The organism is Streptomyces sp. NK08204 (genome assembly GCF_020400585.1).
GTDB lineage: Bacteria > Actinomycetota > Actinomycetes > Streptomycetales > Streptomycetaceae > Streptomyces.
On record NZ_JAINVF010000022.1, the window covers coordinates 85,747 to 103,284 of the forward strand.

General features: G+C 70.5%; 14 protein-coding genes and 1 pseudogene. 10 read left to right on the top strand and 5 right to left on the bottom strand.

What is annotated here, in order from left to right; genetic code table 11:
- Window positions 1-310 precede the first annotated feature (310 nt).
- The gene (locus K7G59_RS26875) at window positions 311-1,675 is read right to left on the bottom strand and encodes an aspartate aminotransferase family protein (protein ID WP_225838608.1); all 1,365 of its coding nucleotides are present in this window, start codon (window positions 1,673-1,675) and stop codon (window positions 311-313) included.
- A gap of 19 nt (window positions 1,676-1,694) precedes the next feature.
- Window positions 1,695-2,213 carry an Lrp/AsnC family transcriptional regulator gene (locus tag K7G59_RS26880; protein WP_225838611.1) on the bottom strand — a complete coding sequence of 173 codons (519 nt, stop codon included), beginning with the start codon at window positions 2,211-2,213 and terminating at the stop codon, window positions 1,695-1,697.
- Between the two features lie 206 nt (window positions 2,214-2,419).
- Between K7G59_RS26880 and K7G59_RS26885 the strand changes: the two genes are divergently transcribed.
- From K7G59_RS26885 to K7G59_RS26900, 4 genes are all read left to right on the top strand, one after another.
- On the top strand, window positions 2,420-3,859 hold the full coding sequence (locus tag K7G59_RS26885; RefSeq protein WP_225838615.1) for a gamma-aminobutyraldehyde dehydrogenase: 1,440 nt from the start codon (window positions 2,420-2,422) through the stop codon (window positions 3,857-3,859).
- 290 nt (window positions 3,860-4,149) lie between these two features.
- Window positions 4,150-4,677 carry a hypothetical protein gene (locus tag K7G59_RS26890; protein WP_225838618.1) on the top strand — a complete coding sequence of 176 codons (528 nt, stop codon included), beginning with the start codon at window positions 4,150-4,152 and terminating at the stop codon, window positions 4,675-4,677.
- A 269-nt stretch (window positions 4,678-4,946) separates the two neighbouring features.
- Window positions 4,947-6,605, top strand: coding sequence for a PP2C family protein-serine/threonine phosphatase (locus K7G59_RS26895; RefSeq protein ID WP_225838620.1), 1,659 nt, complete (start codon window positions 4,947-4,949; stop codon window positions 6,603-6,605).
- Complete coding sequence (locus tag K7G59_RS26900; RefSeq protein WP_225838622.1) at window positions 6,602-7,669, top strand: B12-binding domain-containing protein; 1,068 nt, start codon at window positions 6,602-6,604, stop codon at window positions 7,667-7,669. The genes K7G59_RS26895 and K7G59_RS26900 overlap by 4 nt, the downstream gene beginning before the upstream one ends.
- Before the next feature lie 295 nt (window positions 7,670-7,964).
- Here K7G59_RS26900 and K7G59_RS26905 read toward each other — a convergent pair whose 3' ends face one another.
- Together K7G59_RS26905 and K7G59_RS26910 are read right to left on the bottom strand one after the other, a co-directional pair.
- Window positions 7,965-8,651, bottom strand: a complete 687-nt coding sequence (locus K7G59_RS26905; protein ID WP_225838625.1) for a glycerophosphodiester phosphodiesterase — start codon at window positions 8,649-8,651, stop codon at window positions 7,965-7,967.
- Between the two features lie 46 nt (window positions 8,652-8,697).
- A pseudogene (locus K7G59_RS26910) lies at window positions 8,698-9,861 on the bottom strand (adenosine deaminase); the annotation flags it as partial.
- 86 nt (window positions 9,862-9,947) lie between these two features.
- Between K7G59_RS26910 and K7G59_RS34790 the strand changes: the two are divergent.
- Window positions 9,948-10,742, top strand: coding sequence for a DUF4190 domain-containing protein (locus K7G59_RS34790; protein WP_263976809.1), 795 nt, complete (start codon window positions 9,948-9,950; stop codon window positions 10,740-10,742).
- Between the two features lie 248 nt (window positions 10,743-10,990).
- Here K7G59_RS34790 and K7G59_RS26925 read toward each other — a convergent pair whose 3' ends face one another.
- Entirely contained in the window at window positions 10,991-11,554 is a 564-nt protein-coding gene (locus K7G59_RS26925) for an NADAR family protein (RefSeq protein WP_225838627.1), read from the bottom strand.
- 207 nt (window positions 11,555-11,761) lie between these two features.
- On the opposite strand from K7G59_RS26925, the gene K7G59_RS26930 reads away from it, so the two are divergent.
- The 5 genes from K7G59_RS26930 (at window position 11,762) to K7G59_RS26950 (ending at window position 17,523) form a co-directional block, all read left to right on the top strand.
- The gene (locus tag K7G59_RS26930) at window positions 11,762-13,297 is read left to right on the top strand and encodes a gamma-aminobutyraldehyde dehydrogenase (RefSeq protein ID WP_225838628.1); all 1,536 of its coding nucleotides are present in this window, start codon (window positions 11,762-11,764) and stop codon (window positions 13,295-13,297) included.
- Between the two features lie 82 nt (window positions 13,298-13,379).
- Window positions 13,380-14,627, top strand: a complete 1,248-nt coding sequence (locus tag K7G59_RS26935) for a PotD/PotF family extracellular solute-binding protein (RefSeq protein WP_225838630.1) — start codon at window positions 13,380-13,382, stop codon at window positions 14,625-14,627.
- Entirely contained in the window at window positions 14,624-15,790 is a 1,167-nt protein-coding gene (locus K7G59_RS26940) for an ABC transporter ATP-binding protein (RefSeq protein ID WP_374114285.1), read from the top strand. The genes K7G59_RS26935 and K7G59_RS26940 overlap by 4 nt, the downstream gene beginning before the upstream one ends.
- Window positions 15,791-15,792: 2 nt before the next feature.
- The gene (locus K7G59_RS26945; RefSeq protein WP_225838633.1) at window positions 15,793-16,722 is read left to right on the top strand and encodes an ABC transporter permease; all 930 of its coding nucleotides are present in this window, start codon (window positions 15,793-15,795) and stop codon (window positions 16,720-16,722) included.
- Window positions 16,723-17,523, top strand: a complete 801-nt coding sequence (locus K7G59_RS26950; RefSeq protein ID WP_225838634.1) for an ABC transporter permease — start codon at window positions 16,723-16,725, stop codon at window positions 17,521-17,523. It abuts the gene before it with no gap.
- The last annotated feature ends 15 nt before the right edge of the window (window positions 17,524-17,538 follow it).

The window sequence follows — 17,538 nt, forward strand, 5'->3', positions numbered from 1 at the left end:
ACGGTCCGGGTCCGGCGTGGCGGAAGGGGTGGGCAGCGCGTCGCGGGAACCAAGCACGTGCCGCCTCCTAGGCGCTTCTGCCGCCAGGGCTGGTCCCCACCCGGCCGGTGTCGATCGCGTGAGACTCCGTCGTTCGCCCAGCGAGGGAGCAGCGTGAGCCGGGAGGCCCCGGCGCCTGACGAGGGGGCGGAGTCAATGAACGGCACGGTAGGCACGCCACAACGGGACGCGGAACAGCACACGGCCCCGGGCCGCCGTTCTCACTCGAACGGACGGCACCGGGGCCGGGGGTGATCATCCAGGCGGATGATCAGAGCTTCGTCCACGCCTCCGTCAGCGTCGCGCGCAGGATCTGCTCGATCTCGTCGAAGGTCTCCTGGTTGGAGATCAGCGGCGGGGCGAGCTGGACGACCGGGTCGCCGCGGTCGTCGGCACGGCAGTACAGGCCGTTGTCGAACAGCGCCTTGGACAGGAAGCCGTACAGGACGCGCTCGGTCTCCTCCTCGTTGAAGGACTCCTTGGTGTTCTTGTCCTTCACCAGCTCGATGCCGTAGAAGAAGCCGTTGCCGCGCACGTCACCGACGATCGGCAGGTCGTGCAGCTTCTGCAGGGTCGAGAGGAAAGCGCCCTCGTTGTCCAGCACGTGCTGGTTGATGTTCTCGCGCTCGAACAGGTCGAGGTTGGCGAGACCCACCGCGGCCGACACCGGGTGGCCGCCGAAGGTGTAGCCGTGCAGGAAGGTGTTGTCACCCTTGTAGAACGGCTCGGCGATGCGGTCGGAGACGATGCAGGCGCCGATCGGGGAGTAGCCCGAGGTCATGCCCTTGGCGCAGGTGATCATGTCCGGGACGTAGCCGAACTTGTCACAGGCGAACATGGTGCCCAGGCGGCCGAAGGCGCAGATGACCTCGTCCGACACGAGCAGTACGTCGTGCCTGTCGCAGATCTCGCGCACCCGCTGGAAGTAGCCGGGCGGCGGCGGGAAGCAGCCGCCGGCGTTCTGCACCGGCTCCAGGAAGACCGCGGCGACGGTGTCCGGGCCCTCGAAGAGGATCTGCTGCTCGATCTGGTCGGCGGCCCAGCGGCCGAAGGCCTCGGGGTCGTCGCCGAAGATCGGGGCACGGTAGATGTTGGTGTTCGGGACCTTGTGCGCGCCGGGGACGAGGGGCTCGAACGGCGCCTTCAGACCGGGCAGGCCCGTGATGGACAGGGCGCCCTGCGGAGTGCCGTGGTAGGCGACCGCACGCGAGATGACCTTGTGCTTGGTGGGCTTGCCGACCAGCTTGAAGTACTGCTTGGCGAGCTTCCAGGCGGTCTCGACGGCCTCGCCGCCGCCGGTGGTGAAGAAGACCTTGTTCAGGTCGCCCGGGGTGTGGTCGGCGAGGCGCTCGGCCAGCTCGACGGCCTTCGGGTGGGCATAGGACCACACCGGGAAGAAGGCCAGCTCCTGAGCCTGCTTGAAGGCGGTCTCGGCGAGTTCCGTGCGGCCGTGACCGGCCTGGACCACGAACAGACCAGCGAGACCGTCGAGGTAGCGCTTGCCCTTGTCGTCGTAGATGTAAGTGCCCTCACCCCGGACGATCGTCGGGACGGGGGAGTTCTCGTACGAGGACATGCGGGTGAAGTGCATCCACAGGTGGTCGTACGCGGTGCGGCTGAGGTCCTTGCTGCTCACGGTTATCGGGTCCTCACGGTTATCGGGTTCCCCACATGTAGGTCTGCTTCTTCAGCTTCAGGTAGACGAAGCTTTCGGTGGAGCGCACTCCGGGCAGGGACCGGATGCGTTTGTTGATGACGTCCAGCAGGTGGTCGTCGTCCTCGCAGACGATCTCGGCGAGGATGTCGAACGAGCCCGCGGTCATCACCACGTACTCGACTTCCGACATGTCAGTCAGCGCGTCCGCGATCGCCTCGACATCGCCCATGACGTTGATCCCGACCATCGCCTGCCGGCGGAATCCCACGGTGAGCGGGTCCGTGACGGCGACGATCTGCATCACGCCCTGGTCCAGCAGCTTCTGCACGCGCTGGCGCACGGCGGCCTCGGAGAGGCCGACGGCCTTGCCGATCGCCGCGTACGGCCTGCGACCGTCCTCCTGGAGCTGCTGAATGATGGCGAGGGAGACGGCATCCAGCTGGGGGGTGCCGTTCCTGGACTCGCGGGACGAGTCCCTCTGGTCTGCGCTTCGACTGGCCACGACCTCACTGTGCACGACACCTCGATAGTTTTGCAAGGCCCAATCGATGAAATTCGTCGTTTCCGACTCCGAAGCTTGCGGATTTCGCAGAACGTGTCGCGGTGGGGGTGTTGAAAACGTGGGTCCGCCGACTAGGGTTGGGGTGTCTCAGCCACTGGACAGCCGAACCGGCTGGTCAAGCGGGACAGCTCGAACCCTCGAACCAGATCAGGAGGCCGGCAGTGAGCACCGAGCTGCGTCGTCTGCGCAACTACATCGACGGTGAGTTCCGGGACGCCGCCGACGGACGGACCACCGAGGTGGTCAACCCCGCGACGGGTGAGGCGTACGCGACCGCGCCGCTGTCCGGTCAGGTGGACGTGGACGCCGCGATGGAGGCCGCCGCCCGCGCCTTCCCGGGCTGGCGCGACACGACGCCGGCCGAGCGGCAGAAGGCGCTCCTGAAGATCGCCGACGCCTTCGAGGAGCGTGCCGAGGAACTGATCGCGGCCGAGGTGGAGAACACGGGGAAGCCGACCGGGCTCACCCGCTCCGAGGAGATCCCGCCGATGGTCGACCAGATCCGCTTCTTCGCGGGTGCGGCGCGGATGCTGGAGGGCCGCTCGGCCGGTGAGTACATGGAGGGGATGACCTCGATCATCCGCCGTGAGCCGGTCGGTGTCTGCGCGCAGGTCGCGCCGTGGAACTACCCGATGATGATGGCGGTGTGGAAGTTCGCCCCGGCCATCGCCGCGGGCAACACGGTCGTCCTGAAGCCCTCGGACACCACCCCCGCCTCCACCGTCCTCATCGCGGACATCGTCGGCTCGATCCTGCCCAAGGGCGTCTTCAACGTCATCTGCGGCGACCGCGACACCGGCCGCATGATGGTCGAGCACGAGACCCCGGCGATGGCCTCCATCACCGGCTCCGTGCGGGCCGGCATGTCCGTCGCCGAGTCCGCCTCCAAGGACCTCAAGCGGGTCCACCTGGAGCTGGGCGGCAAGGCCCCGGTCGTCGTCTTCGAGGACACCGACATCGCCAAAGCCGTCGAGGACATCTCCGTCGCGGGCTTCTTCAACGCCGGCCAGGACTGCACGGCCGCCTGCCGTGTCCTGGTCCACGAGTCGATCCACGACGAGTTCGTGGCCGCGCTGGCGAAGGCCGCCGAGGAGACCAAGACGGGCCTGCCGGACGACGAGGACGTCCTCTTCGGTCCGCTCAACAACCCCAGCCAGCTCAAGCAGGTCGAGGGCTTCATCGAGCGGCTGCCCGCCCACGCGCGCGTGGAGGCCGGTGGCAAGCGTGTCGGCGACAAGGGCTACTTCTTCGCGCCGACCGTCGTCTCCGGCGTCAAGCAGGACGACGAGATCATCCAGAAGGAGGTCTTCGGCCCGGTCATCACCGTCCAGTCCTTCTCCGACGAGGACCAGGCCGTCCAGTGGGCCAACGGCGTCGAGTACGCCCTCGCCTCCTCGGTGTGGACCAAGGACCACGGCCGCGCGATGCGCATGTCCAAGAAGCTCGACTTCGGCTGTGTGTGGATCAACACCCACATCCCGCTGGTCGCCGAGATGCCGCACGGCGGCTTCAAGAAGTCCGGCTACGGCAAGGACCTGTCGGCGTACGGCTTCGAGGACTACACGCGCATCAAGCACGTGATGACGTCCCTGGACGCGTAAGCCCCCCGCGGCTCGGCCGCACCGCAACTCCGGCCCCCGGACGGGTTCACCTCCCCGTCCGGGGGCCGCGCCGTTCCCGCCCGTCGACCCGGCTTCGCCCCGTGGCCGGTGAGTTCGCGGCGCCGCAGCGACCGGGAATGCGCCGGGAAGGCCTGTCACCGGCCGGCGCAGGCCGGGCCGCGGCGGCGAACGCGGTGGCAACTGCCCGGAAGCGGACCGGCCCGACGCATCAGGGCCGCGATCGGAGGGGGTCTTTTGAACGCGTTCAAAAGTGCGCGTACGCTGCTGCCATGAGCGACAGAGCCGCCCTGCTCAAGGGCATTCGCGTCTGGTTGGTCCTCTTCGTCGTGTTCCTCGTCCTCAGTGGGGCCACCGCCTTCCCGCTCGTCCACGAACTGCGCTGGACGGAGAGCGCGTTGCGGGCGATGTCCGTCCCGGATCGCATGCCCGGGCTCATGGCCTGGATCGCCCGGGTGCGGGACGGGCTCGACACCGTGGACGCCAAGTACCCGTTCGTCCTGTACGGCACGGACTGGCTGGCCTTCGCCCACCTCGTCATCGCAACCGCGTTCTACGGGCCCTACCGTGACCCCGTCCGCAACATCTGGGTGGTCGAGTTCGGGATGATCGCCTGCGCGGGCATCGTCCCGCTCGCCCTCGTCTGCGGGCCGATCCGCGGAATCCCCTTCTGGTGGAGCCTGATCGACATGTCCTTCGGGGTCTTCGGAGTCGTCCCGCTGTACGTCGTACGGAAGAAGATCAAGCGACTGGAGGCGCTCGGCGCGCCGTCTGCGGCTGTGTCTGCGGCTGCCGCTTGAGGCCCGGCGTGAGGGGGCGGGTGGCCGTCGCGGAGGTGTTCTGTCCTGCCCGGCGCGCTGTGCTTCCACCGCCCGGGTTCGGGGTCGGCCACGCGGAGCCTGCGGGCCGTGCCCCTGGTGAGGAGTGGGCTGTATCGTAAGAAATCGGTATCAAATGACCTATCGGGTGTCGGAGTGTGTGAAGCGGCGGTGCTTATGTCTCCTGCGCCGGCCTGCAAGGCAGCCCTCGGCGTTCCACGTCGTCGGGCCGGGGCCCGTTCTTCCGGGGCATGGGGCCGGTGACGGGCAGGCCGGCCCGGAGCCCAGCTGAGCACGGCGGTGCCGGGGAGACGTGGGGCAGTCCCGGCGCGAAGCTGGCCGGTGCCCTGCTCGACCTCGTCGACCAGGCGGTCGTGGTCTGCGACGCCTCCGGAGCGGTGTGCTGGTGCAACGGCCTGACCGGCATCTACTTCCCGGGCCTGCGGCCCGGGCTGGCGCCGGACCCCGCGACGGCCGGACCCCTGGGGCAGGCGGTCGTCGCCTCCGCCGCGCGCTTCGACGCCGACTTCCTCGGCCGGCGGCTGACCGGGCGCAGGAGCACCGTGGAGGACTGCTCGGTGTGGCTCGTCAGTGACGAGACCGGGATCCGGCGCCGCGAGAGCGAGCTGCGTGCCGAGCGGTCCCGGGCGGAGTTCCTCAGTGAAGCGGGCCGACGGCTGGGGGCCTCCCTGCACCACGGCCGCACCGCCCGGAGCGTGGTGGAACTCGCCGTGCCGGCCTTGGCGGACGCCGCGCTGCTCGTCCTGCCGCCGCGCGGAGGCCACGCGGACTGGTACCGCCGCGCCGCGCCGGGCGCGGAGACGGAGTCGGGCACGTTGCCGACGTCCTCCCTCGAGCGTGTGCCGCACCTGGTGCGGGCCCTGTCGGGCCTGTGGCCGCGGCCCGCCCCCTGCCGGCCGGGCGTCCTGAGAGCGCTCGGCGAGGCGGCGCCGCCGGACCCGGGCGTGGGAGGTGCGTCGCTCGTGACGGCACTGCCCGGGAGCGGGGCCCCGGCAGGGGCCCTGGTCCTCGTCCGCTCGATGGGAGCGGGCGGCTCGGACGCCACGGACACCGCCGTGGTGCGCGACTTCGCGTTGCGGGCCGGTATGGCACTGTCGACCGCCGCCCTCTACGCCCAGCAGGCCCACACCGCGGCCGTGCTCCAGTCGGGCCTCGATCCGGCGCCGCTGCCCGAGGTGCCGGGGATGCGGCTGGGCGCCGCCTACCGCCCCGCCCCGGAGCAACTGGGCTTCGGCGGCGACTTCTACCAGGTGGAACCCGCCAGGGACGGCGGCAGGGGCGTGAACTTCGCCCTGGGGGACGTCTGCGGCAAGGGCGTCGAGGCGGCCGTGCTGGCCGGCCAGGTCCGCCAGAGCCTGCAGACCCTGGCCCTCGTCGAGTCCCGGCCGCTCCGTCTGCTCGAGGTGCTCAACCAGTCCCTGCTCGAAGCGGACTCGGGCCGGTTCACCAGCCTGGTCATCGGCACCGCTCGCCCGGTCGCCGCAGGCGCCCTGGACGTGGTGCTCGCCGGCGGCGGGCACCTGCCACCGCTGGTGCTGCGCCGCGACGGCGCCGTGGAGGCGGTGGACGTGGGCGGGATGCTGGTCGGGGCCCTGCCCGGACCGGAGTTCGGCCGGGCCGGAGTCCGCCTGGCGCGCGACGAGCTGATCGTGCTGTACAGCGACGGGGTCACCGAGGCACGGGGCGGCCCGGGCGGTTCCGAGGAGTACGGGGCGGAGCGGCTGGCGCGCGATCTGGCGGACTGCGCGGGGATGCCCGCCGGCGCGGTCGCCGAGCGGATCGAACTGCGCGTCGCCGGCTGGCTGGTCGGACGTGCTCACGACGACATCGCGGTGCTGACGCTGCAGGCCTCGCCCGATTCCTCCGGCGCCGTCGGAGTCCAGCGGTGACCGGCGTGTCCGCCGTGACACCGGAGGTCCGCGCCGCCTTCGACGACCACCTCGCCCGCACCGACGAGACCGGGGCCACCGCGCTCGCCCTGGGCCTGCTGCGGTCCGGGGCCGCGGCGGAGGACATCCTGCTCCGTCTGATCGCCCCCGCACAGGCCGCCGTCGGTGCCCGATGGATGTCCACGGAATGGAGCGTGGCCCGGGAGCACGCCGCCACCCATGTGAGCGAGCGTGTGGTGAGTGCCGTGGCCGCCGAGGCCGCCACGGCGCGGCGGCCTCACGACTGTGCGCCGGCCCGCCACATCGTGTTCGCATGCGTCGAGGGGGAGCGCCACACCCTGCCCGCGCGGATCGCCGCCGAGGTGCTGCGGCTGCGCGGCTTCGACCTGACGTTCCTCGGTGCCCACGTCCTCCTCCCGCGCCTGATGGCGCAGGTGCACCGGCAGGGACCCGACCTGGTTGCCCTGTCCTGCATGATCCCGGTGTGCCTGCCTGCCACGCACCCCCTCATCGAGTCCTCCCGCCGCGCCGCGGTGCCGGTGCTCGCGGGCGGCTCGGGCTTCGGGCCCGGGGGCGTCTGGGCCCGCGCGCTCGGAGCCGACCTGTACGCGCCCGACCCGGCCGCCGCCGCTGAGAGCCTCGCCGTGCGGTGGCCGCAGGCCCCACGGGAGGTGGCACCCCTGGAGCACCTCGCCGACGAGGAGTACTCCCGGATCGTCCATGAACGGGCCGAGTTGCTGCGGCGGCTGCACGCCCGGCTGCGCGAGCGGTACCCGCGGCTGCGCGAGCCCGGCGCGGAGCACGCCGAGGCCGTCCTGGAGGAGTTCGGCCGGCTCCCGGATGTTGTGGCAGCGGCGAACTACGTCGACGATCCGCGGGTCCTCACCGACTTCCTCTCCTTCGGAGGGGAGTTCCTCCACGCCCGCGGCATGCCCACCGCCGCTCTGGTCGACGCCCTGGCGGCGCTGTCCGGGCCGCTCGGCGGCCTTCCACGGGCGGCCTCGCACCTGGACGCAGGGCGACGCTGGCTGTCGGCCGCGGGCCATGCCGTCCCGCCGGACTGACGGCGGGGCAGGGACGGCGCCCGGCGTCGCGCCGCCGCATCGAGCCCACCGCGGCGTTCCCGGTCCGGTTCCGGTCCGGTTCCGGTCCGGTTTTGGTCCGCTGCCGGCGAACCGGCAGGTCATTCGGGGTGCGCGCTACCGTCTCCGGCCTGTCGGGGGAGGTGGAGCGCCGGGACAGGGCGAGCCCCCCGAGCATTCCGGTGAGCAGCCGGCCGGTGGCCGGCCTGCCGCTGCCTTCGCAGCGTGTGCAGTCGGTCCGCGCGAGCTGCGCGTCCCGCACGTCCGGCGGAGCCGGTCAGCCGCCGTTACGCAGGGCGTGCAGGGCGTCGATGCGGTTGGTGGTGATGGAGTCGACGCCCAGGTCCAGCAGGCGGCGCAGGGAGCGGCGGGTGTCCGGGGTCCAGACGGACAGCAGGTAGCCGTCGCGGCGGGCGCGGGCCGCCAGATCCCGGTCGACGAGGGAGAACCGGTAGTTGAGCCAGCGCGGGCGGATCGCGTCCAGCAGCGCGGGCCGGGGCGGGGCCAGGGTCGTCCAGGTCAGAGCGATCTCGGCGGCCCCATCGGCGGCCCGGACAGCGAGCATGGCCTCGGCGTGGGCGCAGTAGTACACCCGCTCCCGGGCCCCGCTCTGCCGGACGACGTCCATGATCCGCTCGACCGTACGGCGGTCGACCCGCCCGCACACATCCAGCATCACCCGGCTGTCGTCCGTCGCCGCCAGTGCCTCGGCCAGCGTCGGCACACCGCCCGCCGTGAGGCCCTTCACCTCCTCGGCCGACAGCGCTCCGAGCGGCCGGCGGATCCCCCACAGCCGCTCCAGCGTCTCGTCGTGCAGCAGCACGGGGACGCCGTCACGGGTGAGTCGTACGTCGATCTCGACCGCGTCCGCGCCCTGGTCGAGCGCGGAACGCAGTGAGCCGACGGTGTTCTCGCGGAAGCGGTAGGGGTCGCCGCGATGGGCCACGGCGGTCACGGTCTGCATGGCCCCCATTGTGTCCAAGCCGCAGGGGCGAATGCAGGCGCAGGAATCAGCCGGTGAGCCAGGCGGTGGTGTACGCGTCGATCTCCCCGGCGATCCGGGCCTTGCCCGCCGCGTCCAGGAAGGACGCCTCCACGGCGTTCTTGGCGAGGTCGGCCAGGCCCCGCTCGTCCAGGTCGAGCAGGCGGGCGGCCACCGCGTACTCGGTGTTGAGGTCGGTGCCGAACATCGGCGGGTCGTCGGAGTTGATCGTGACCAGCACCCCGGCCTCGGTGAACTCCTTGAGCGGGTGCTCGTCCAGCGTGCGCACCGCGCGCGTGGCGATGTTGGAGGTCGGGCAGACCTCCAGCGGGATGCGGTGCTCGGCGAGGTGCGCGAGCAGCTTCGGGTCCTGGGCCGAACTGGTGCCGTGCCCGATGCGCTCGGCGCGCAGTTCGGTCAGCGCGTCCCACACGGTCTGCGGGCCGGTCGTCTCCCCGGCGTGCGGGACGGAGCGCAGGCCCGCGGCGATGGCCCGGTCGAAGTACGGCTTGAACTGCGGTCGGGGCACGCCTATCTCGGGTCCGCCGAGCCCGAACGACACCAGGCCCTCCGGGCGTATCCGGTCCTCGGTGGCGAGCCGCACCGTCTCCTCGGCCGCCTGGAGACCGGCCTCGCCGGGTATGTCGAAGCACCAGCGCAGTACGGTCCCGAACTCGGCCTCGGCCGCCTTCCGGGCGTCCTCGATCGCGTCCATGAAGGCACGCTCGTCGATGCCGCGGCGGGTGGAGGAGAAGGGGGTGATGGTCAGCTCGGCGTAGCGCACCCGCTGCCGGGCCAGGTCCCGGGCCACCTCGTAGGTGAGCAGGCGGACGTCCTCCGGGGTGCGGACGAGGTCCACGACCGAGAGGTAGACCTCCACGAAGTGCGCGAAGTCCGTGAAGGTGAAGTAGTCGGCCAGGGCCTCGGGGTCGGTGGGGACCTTGGAGTCGGGGTGACGGGCGGCCAGTTCCGAGACGATGCGCGGGGAGGCCGAGCCGACGTGGTGGACGTGCAGTTCGGCCTTGGGCAGTGCGGCGATGAAGTCGCGCAGATCGCGCTCGGGTGTGCCGACGGCGAGCACGGAGCCGCTGTGGTCGGTCAAGGTTCCTCCCCGGGAACGGCGCCCGCGGACCGAGGTCCGGGGTCCGGGCGCGGGTGATCGGCTGATCGGTGACGTCGGGTCATCGTAGGCCCCCGGCGTCCGGCCCCAACCCCAGGCCCGGAAAGAGCGGAGCTTCCCCGTAGCATGACGGGATGTCCAGCGCAGGGGGCCCAACCATGTCCGACGAGGTGCCGCAGCCGATACCGACGGAGCAGGGCCCCGGGGACCGGCCCACCGTACCCCGGGTGTCCCTGGGCAAGCCGGGGCCCGCGCCCTCCGGTGCGCCGGGGGCCGGATCAATCCACGACCAGCAGACGCTGACGTCCCTGCCCGCCGCTTCCGTCGCCGGCGCCGCCGGGCCCGCCCCCGCCGACGCCGTGCGCCCGGCCTGGGCACCTCCGGCAGGCGCCCCCGCGCACCCGTTCCCCCCGTTCGGCCCCGCCCCCGCGCACCCCTACGGCCCGCCGGCTTCCGCCCCGGCCGCGTCCGCCACCCCCTATGCATCACCCATGGCTCCCGGTGCCCAGCCGCAGAACGCGGCCGTGCCGGCGCCGCCGCTCGCTCCCGGCGGTCCCGGTCAGGTCCCGTACGGCGGCTACCCGGGCGGGCCGGCGCCCCACGGCTACGCCTACCCGGGCCAGGTGCCGCAGCCGCAGCACGGCGCGGGCGGGATCCCCTCCTATCCGGCCGCAAACGGCTACGGCTGGCCCGGTTTCCAGCCCGTGCCCCACAACGGCATGGGTACGGCCTCCCTGGTGCTGGGCATTTCGGCGGCTGTGTTCTTCTGCCTGTGGCCGCTCGCCCTGGTGGCCGGGATCGTCGCGGTGGTCCTCGGCGCGCTGGCCCGGGGCAAGGCCGCCCGGGGCGAGGCCACCAACCCGGGCGTGGCCCTGGCCGGCATCATCTGCGGCGCCGCCGGGATCGTGCTGGTGCTGGGGCTCGTCGCCTTCTACATCGCGTACCACACCTGAGCGTCGCGCCCGCGCCCGGCCGGCGACGAGCCGCATCGCGGCTGCGCGGCAGTCCGCGCAGGGTTCCCCAGGAGACTGAAGGGCCCTCCCAGCACCTTCCGGCACGCTCGTGGAGGATCCGCCTGACGGCACGTCCGCTCCCTGTGCGGGCGCGTCCCGCAGGCGGACGCCCGCTACGGAGCCACCCCCTGGCGTCAGAAGGGTGAACGCGCCGGACGACGTGGTCCGGTTCCGAAGGCCCTGCAGGGTCACGCCCCGGCCCCTGCCAGCCTCTCCCGCGCCTCCATCAGTGCGAAGCCCAGCAGATTGGGGCCCTTCCAGCGCTCGGGGTCCGAAGCGGCCTCGTCGTCCGCCGCGAGGCCGATGCCCCAGACGCGGTCCACCGGGCTCGCCTCCACCAGTACCCGCTCGCCGGTGGCCAGCAGGAACTCGCGCAGTGCGTCGTGCGCGGCGAACTTGTGGACGCTGCCCTCGACCACGATCCGGAAGCGCTCCCGCTCCCATATCGCTTCGTCGAAGCCGCGGACCAGCCGCCCCACTTTCTTGGCCTCGGCGGGATGCGCGGCGGCCAGCACCCCGCGCTCCGCCTCCGTGTCCCCGAAGAGCCGGGCCTTGCCGGCCATCATCCAGTGCTCCGCCGTCGCGTACGGCACGCCGTCCACCACGAAGGGTGAGGGCCACCACTGGCTCAGACAGCTCGCGTCGATCCGGCCGTCCCTGCGTGGCCGGTGTCCCCAGAAGTGGAGATACCTGATCCGGGCGCCCGCCCGGACATGCCTGATCAGGGCGTCCACACCGTCGATCTTTCCCATGCACGCGAGTGTGGCACGCACCACTGACACTCCGTCCGGCCTTTTCCGTCCCGACTCGACACCTGGTCGACAGATTCCGTCGCGTAACCAAAAGGCAACAACGGAATCACTTGTTGGCGTCCTATAGCTCTGTCAGGATCGGCACTCAATTCGAGCTGGAGCTACGCCACCCGCCCCAGGGACGGGCGTACGGCGGAGGAGAGCGACATGCATGAACCGGGCACCGCCACCCCGGAACGATTCCCTGCCACGGAGCGCTTCGCGGACGGCGCGCAGTTCATCGCGGGCCGGCCGGCGAAGGGCACCTCCGGCCGCACCCATGCCGTGGTCGACCCTGCCACCGGCGCCCAGGTGTACACCTACGAACTGGCCGGGACGCAGGACGTCGACGCGGCCGTGGCCGCCGCCCGTGCGGCCTTTCCCGGCTGGTCCTCGGCGACCCCCGGCGAACGCTCCGACGCGCTGCACCGGTTCGCCGCCGTGCTCGCCGGCCGAGCCGAGGACTTCGCCCGCGCGGAGTCCCTCCAGTGCGGCAAGCCGCTGAAGCTCACCCGCGAGTTCGACGTGCCCGGAACCGTCGACAACACCGCGTTCTTCGCGGGCGCCGCCCGGCACCTGCAGGGACAGTCCGCGGGGGAGTACTCCGGCGACCACACGTCGTACGTCCGCCGCGAGCCGATCGGGGTCGTCGGGTCCATCGCACCCTGGAACTACCCGCTCCAGATGGCCGCCTGGAAGATCCTCCCGGCGATCGCCGCGGGCAACACGATCGTGCTCAAGCCCGCCGAGCTGACCCCGCTCACCTCGCTGATGTTCGCCCGCGCCGCCACGGACGCGGGCATCCCGGACGGCGTGATCAACATCGTCACCGGGACCGGGAAGGAAGCCGGCGAGCACCTCGTCGGGCACCCCGATGTCGCCATGACCTCCTTCACCGGGTCCACCGCCGTCGGCAAGCGGGTCGCCGAGACCGCCACCGCCACCGTCAAGCGGCTGCACCTGGAGCTGGGCGGCAAGGCGCCCTTCGTGGTCTTCGACGACGCCGACCTGGACGCCGCCGTCAACGGCGCGGTCGCCGGCGCGCTCATCAACACAGGGCAGGACTGCACGGCCGCCACACGCGCGTACGTGCAGCGACCGCTGTACGAGGCGTTCGTGCAGCGGACGGCCGCCCTGATGGGGACCGTGCGCCTCGGTGATCCCTTCGCCCCCGGCACCGACCTCGGTCCGCTCATCTCGCACGCCCAGCGCGACCGGGTCGCCGGCTTCGTGGACCGCGCGCGGGCCTACGCGCGCGTGCTGACCGGCGGTGAGGCCCCGCAGGGCGAGCTGAAGGACGGCGCCTACTACCGGCCCACTCTGATCGCCGACGCTGCCCAGGACAGCGAGATCGTCCAGTCGGAGATCTTCGGTCCGGTGTTGGTCGTACTGCCGTTCGACAGTGACGAGGAGGGCATCCGGCTGGCCAACGACACTCCCTACGGCCTCGCCGCCTCTGCGTGGACCGGCAGTGTCTACCGCGCGAACCGCGCCACCCGCGAGATCAAGGCGGGCTGTGTGTGGATCAACGACCACATTCCGATCATCAGCGAGATGCCGCACGGGGGCTACAAGGCCTCCGGCTTCGGCAAGGACATGTCCGTGTACTCCTTCGAGGAATACACGCAGGTCAAGCACGTAATGTTCGACAACACGGCGGTCGCCCGCAAGGACTGGCACCGCACGATCTTCGGGGACCGGTAACAGACCGAGACCGGCTGTTGCCGGATGCGACGAACCGGCCCGTGACCAGGCCGACCCATCCCTCCGAAAGGGCACCACGCGCATGGAGCAGTACGAGCCCGACCGCCTCACGCCGGTCGAAACAGCCGCCACACGGCGTAGTCCCCGAGGCGGCAGGGTCGCGATGACCCGCCGTTCAATGCTGCGCGCCTCCGCGAGCGGCGTACTCGCGGCCGGCGGACTCGGGGCGCTGAGCGGCTGCGGGATCCCCGCGGCGGCCAGGACGCAGGGCGGTGTGTCCGCCGACGACCACTCGGCCAAGGAGAAGGTCGTCAACTTCTCCAACTGGCCCGAGTACATCGACGTGGACGACAAGGGCAAGGGCCATCCCACGCTCGCCGCGTTCGCCAAGCGGACCGGTATCAAGGTCAAGTACACCGAGGACATCAACGACAACGACGAGTTCTTCGGCAAGATCCAGCCGCAGCTCGCCGCCGGCCAGGACACCGGCCGTGACCTCATCGTCCTCACGGACTGGCTGGCCGCCCGCATGATCCGCCTCGGGTACGTCCAGAAACTGGACCCGTCCAACCTGCCGCACGCCTTCGCCAACCTGTCGGACCAGTTCCGCGCCCCCGACTGGGACCCGGGCCGCGCCTACTCCTACCCCTGGCAGGGCATCTCGACCGTCATCGCGTACAACAAGAAGGCGCTCGACGGCATCGAGGTGAAGTCGGTCTCCGACCTGCTGGACAACCCGAAGCTCAAGGGCCGGGTCGGCTTCCTGACGGAGATGCGCGACAGCGTCGGCATGACCATGCTCGACATGGGCAAGGACCCGGCGAAGTTCAGCGACGACGACTTCGACGCGGTGATCGCCCGCCTGCAGAAGGCCGTCGACAAGGGGCAGATCCGCCGTTTCACGGGCAACGACTACACCTCCGACCTCAGCAAGGGCGACTTCGCCGCCTGCATCGCCTGGGCCGGTGACGTCGTCCAGCTCCAGGCGGACAGCCCGGACGTCGGCTACGTCATCCCCGACAGCGGCTACATGACCTCCACCGACAACCTGCTGATCCCCAACAAGGCGCGTCACAAGACGAACGCCGAGCGGCTCATCGACTACTTCTTCGAGCCCGAACCGGCCGCCGAACTCGCCGCCTACATCAACTACGTGAGTCCGGTCGCGGGCGTGCGGCCCTACCTGGCCAAGCTCGACAAGGCGGCGGCGGACAACCCGCTGATCGTGCCCGACAAGGCCATGCAGGCCAGATCCCGTGCCTTCCGCTCCCTGAGCCAGAAGGAAGAGACGGCCTACCAGCAGAAGTTCTCGAAGCTCACAGGGGCGTGACGACGATGAAGACGACGACAGACAGCAGCGGCGACGTCCGCCTCACCGGTATCGGCAAGACCTACGGCTCCTTCACCGCCGTACACCCGCTCGACCTGACCGTGCCCCAGGGCTCCTTCTTCGCCCTGCTCGGCGCCTCCGGCTGCGGCAAGACCACCACCCTGCGCATGATCGCGGGCCTCGAGGAGCCGACCAGCGGCACCGTGCACCTCGGCGACCAGGACGTCACCCACCTGCCGCCCTACAAGCGGCCGGTCAACACGGTCTTCCAGTCCTACGCCCTCTTCCCGCACCTGGACATCTTCGAGAACGTCGCCTTCGGTCTGCGCCGGCGCGGCATCAAGAGCGTGAAGAAACAGGTCGAGGAGATGCTGGAGCTGGTCCAGCTCGGCGAGCAGGCGCGCAAGAAGCCGCACCAGCTCTCCGGCGGCCAGCAGCAGCGTGTCGCCGTCGCCCGCGCGCTCATCAACCACCCGAAGGTCCTGCTCCTCGACGAGCCGCTCGGCGCCCTCGACCTGAAACTGCGCCGCCAGATGCAGCTGGAGCTCAAGCGCATCCAGACCGAGGTCGGCATCACCTTCATCCATGTCACGCACGATCAGGAGGAGGCCATGACCATGGCCGACACGGTCGCCGTGATGAACGCGGGCCGCGTCGAGCAGCTCGGTTCGCCCACCGACCTGTACGAGAACCCGCAGACCACCTTCGTCGCGAACTTCCTCGGCACCTCGAACCTGATCGAGGCAGAGGTCGACACGAGGAGCGGCGACGACATCGTGCTCAAGGCCGGCGGCGGCAAGCTGGTGCTGCCCCAGGCGCGTTGTTCCGCCCCGACGACGACCGGTGGCAAGGTGCTGGTCGGCATCCGGCCGGAGAAGATATCGCTCACGCACGCGGACGACGCGGGGGAGATCCCGGAGGGCCGCAACCGGCTCACCGGCAAGATCGCCGACGCCAGCTTCATCGGCGTCTCCACGCAGTACGTCATCGACAGCCCGGTCTGCGACGACCTCGCGGTGTACGTCCAGAACGTCGAGCGGGACGGCCGCCTCGTCCCCGGCGCCGACGTCGTCCTGCACTGGAGCCCGGCGCACACCTTCGGCCTGGACGCGGCCCAGGACATCGGTGCCGGAGTGGAGACCGTCGAGGAAGAGGCCGCATAGACATGTCGACCCTCACCGAGGCGCCCCCGCCCCTCGCCACCGCCCCCGAGGCGAAGAAGCCTCCGCGCAAGCGCGGCCGGTTCACGCCGTACTGGCTGCTGCTGCCCGGCATCCTGTGGCTGATCGTCTTCTTCGCACTGCCGATGATCTACCAGGCCTCCACGTCCGTGCAGACGGGCTCTCTGGAGGAGGGTTACAAGGTCACCTGGCACTTCGCGACTTACTGGGACGCGCTGCAGGGGTACTGGCCGCAGTTCCTGCGCTCCGTCTTCTACGCCGCCGCCGCGACCGCGCTGTGTCTGCTGCTCGGCTACCCGCTGGCCTACCTGATCGCCTTCCGTGCGGGCCGCTGGCGGAACCTGATCATGATCCTGGTGATCGCCCCCTTCTTCACCAGCTTCCTGATCCGCACCCTGGCGTGGAAGACGATCCTCGCCGACAACGGCATGGTCGTGCACACCCTCAACTCGCTGCACGTCCTGGACCTCACCGACTTCCTCGGCTGGACGGCCGGCGACCGCGTCCTCGCCACCCCGCTCGCGGTGGTGTGCGGACTGACGTACAACTTCCTGCCGTTCATGATCCTTCCGCTGTACACCTCGCTGGAGCGGATCGACCCGCGGCTGCACGAGGCCGCCGGCGACCTGTACGCCAGGCCGTGGACCACCTTCCGCAAGGTCACCTTCCCGCTGTCCATGCCGGGCGTGGTCTCCGGCACGCTGCTGACCTTCATCCCCGCGGCCGGTGACTACGTCAACGCCGAACTGCTCGGCTCCACCGACACCCGCATGATCGGCAACGTCATCCAGACGCAGTTCCTGCGGGTCCTGGACTATCCGACGGCAGCCGCCCTCTCCTTCATACTCATGGCCGCGATTCTGCTCATGGTCACGGTCTACATCCGCCGGTCCGGGACGGAGGATCTGGTCTAAATGCCCTTCGTCATCTGGCTCAAGCGTCATCTCGTCGTCATCGCCGGGCTCCTGACGCTCGCCTACCTCCTGCTGCCCAACGTCATCGTCACGGTGTTCTCCTTCAACAAGCCGAAGGGGCGCTTCAACTACGAGTGGCAGCATTTCTCCACGGCCGCCTGGAAGGACCCGTGCGGAGTCGCCGACATGTGCGGCTCGCTGTCCCTCAGCATTCAGATCGCGATCTGGGCGACGCTCGGTGCCACGCTCCTCGGCACGATGATCGCCTTCGCGCTGGTCCGCTACCGCTTCCGCGCACGCGGCGCCGTCAGCTCGCTGATCTTCCTGCCGATGGCGATGCCCGAGGTCGTCATGGCCGCCTCGCTGCTCACCCTGTTCCTCAACATGGGCGCCCAGCTGGGCTTCTGGACGATCCTGATCGCGCACATCATGTTCTGCCTCAGCTTCGTCGTCACCGCGGTCAAGGCGCGTGTGATGTCGATGGACCCGCGCCTGGAGGAGGCCGCCCGGGACCTGTACGCCGGCCCCGTGCAGACCTTCGTGCGGGTCACCCTGCCCATCGCGGCACCCGGAATCGCGGCGGGCGCGCTGCTGTCCTTCGCGCTCTCCTTCGACGATTTCATCATCACCAATTTCAACGCGGGTTCGACCGTCACGTTCCCCATGTTCGTGTGGGGTTCGGCGCAGCGCGGAACGCCCGTCCAGATCAATGTCATCGGTACGGCCATGTTCCTCGTCGCCGTGCTGTTCGTCCTCGTCTCGATGCTCATCACCAATCGCCGCAACAACCAGAAGGCGTAAAGCCAAAGGACACGA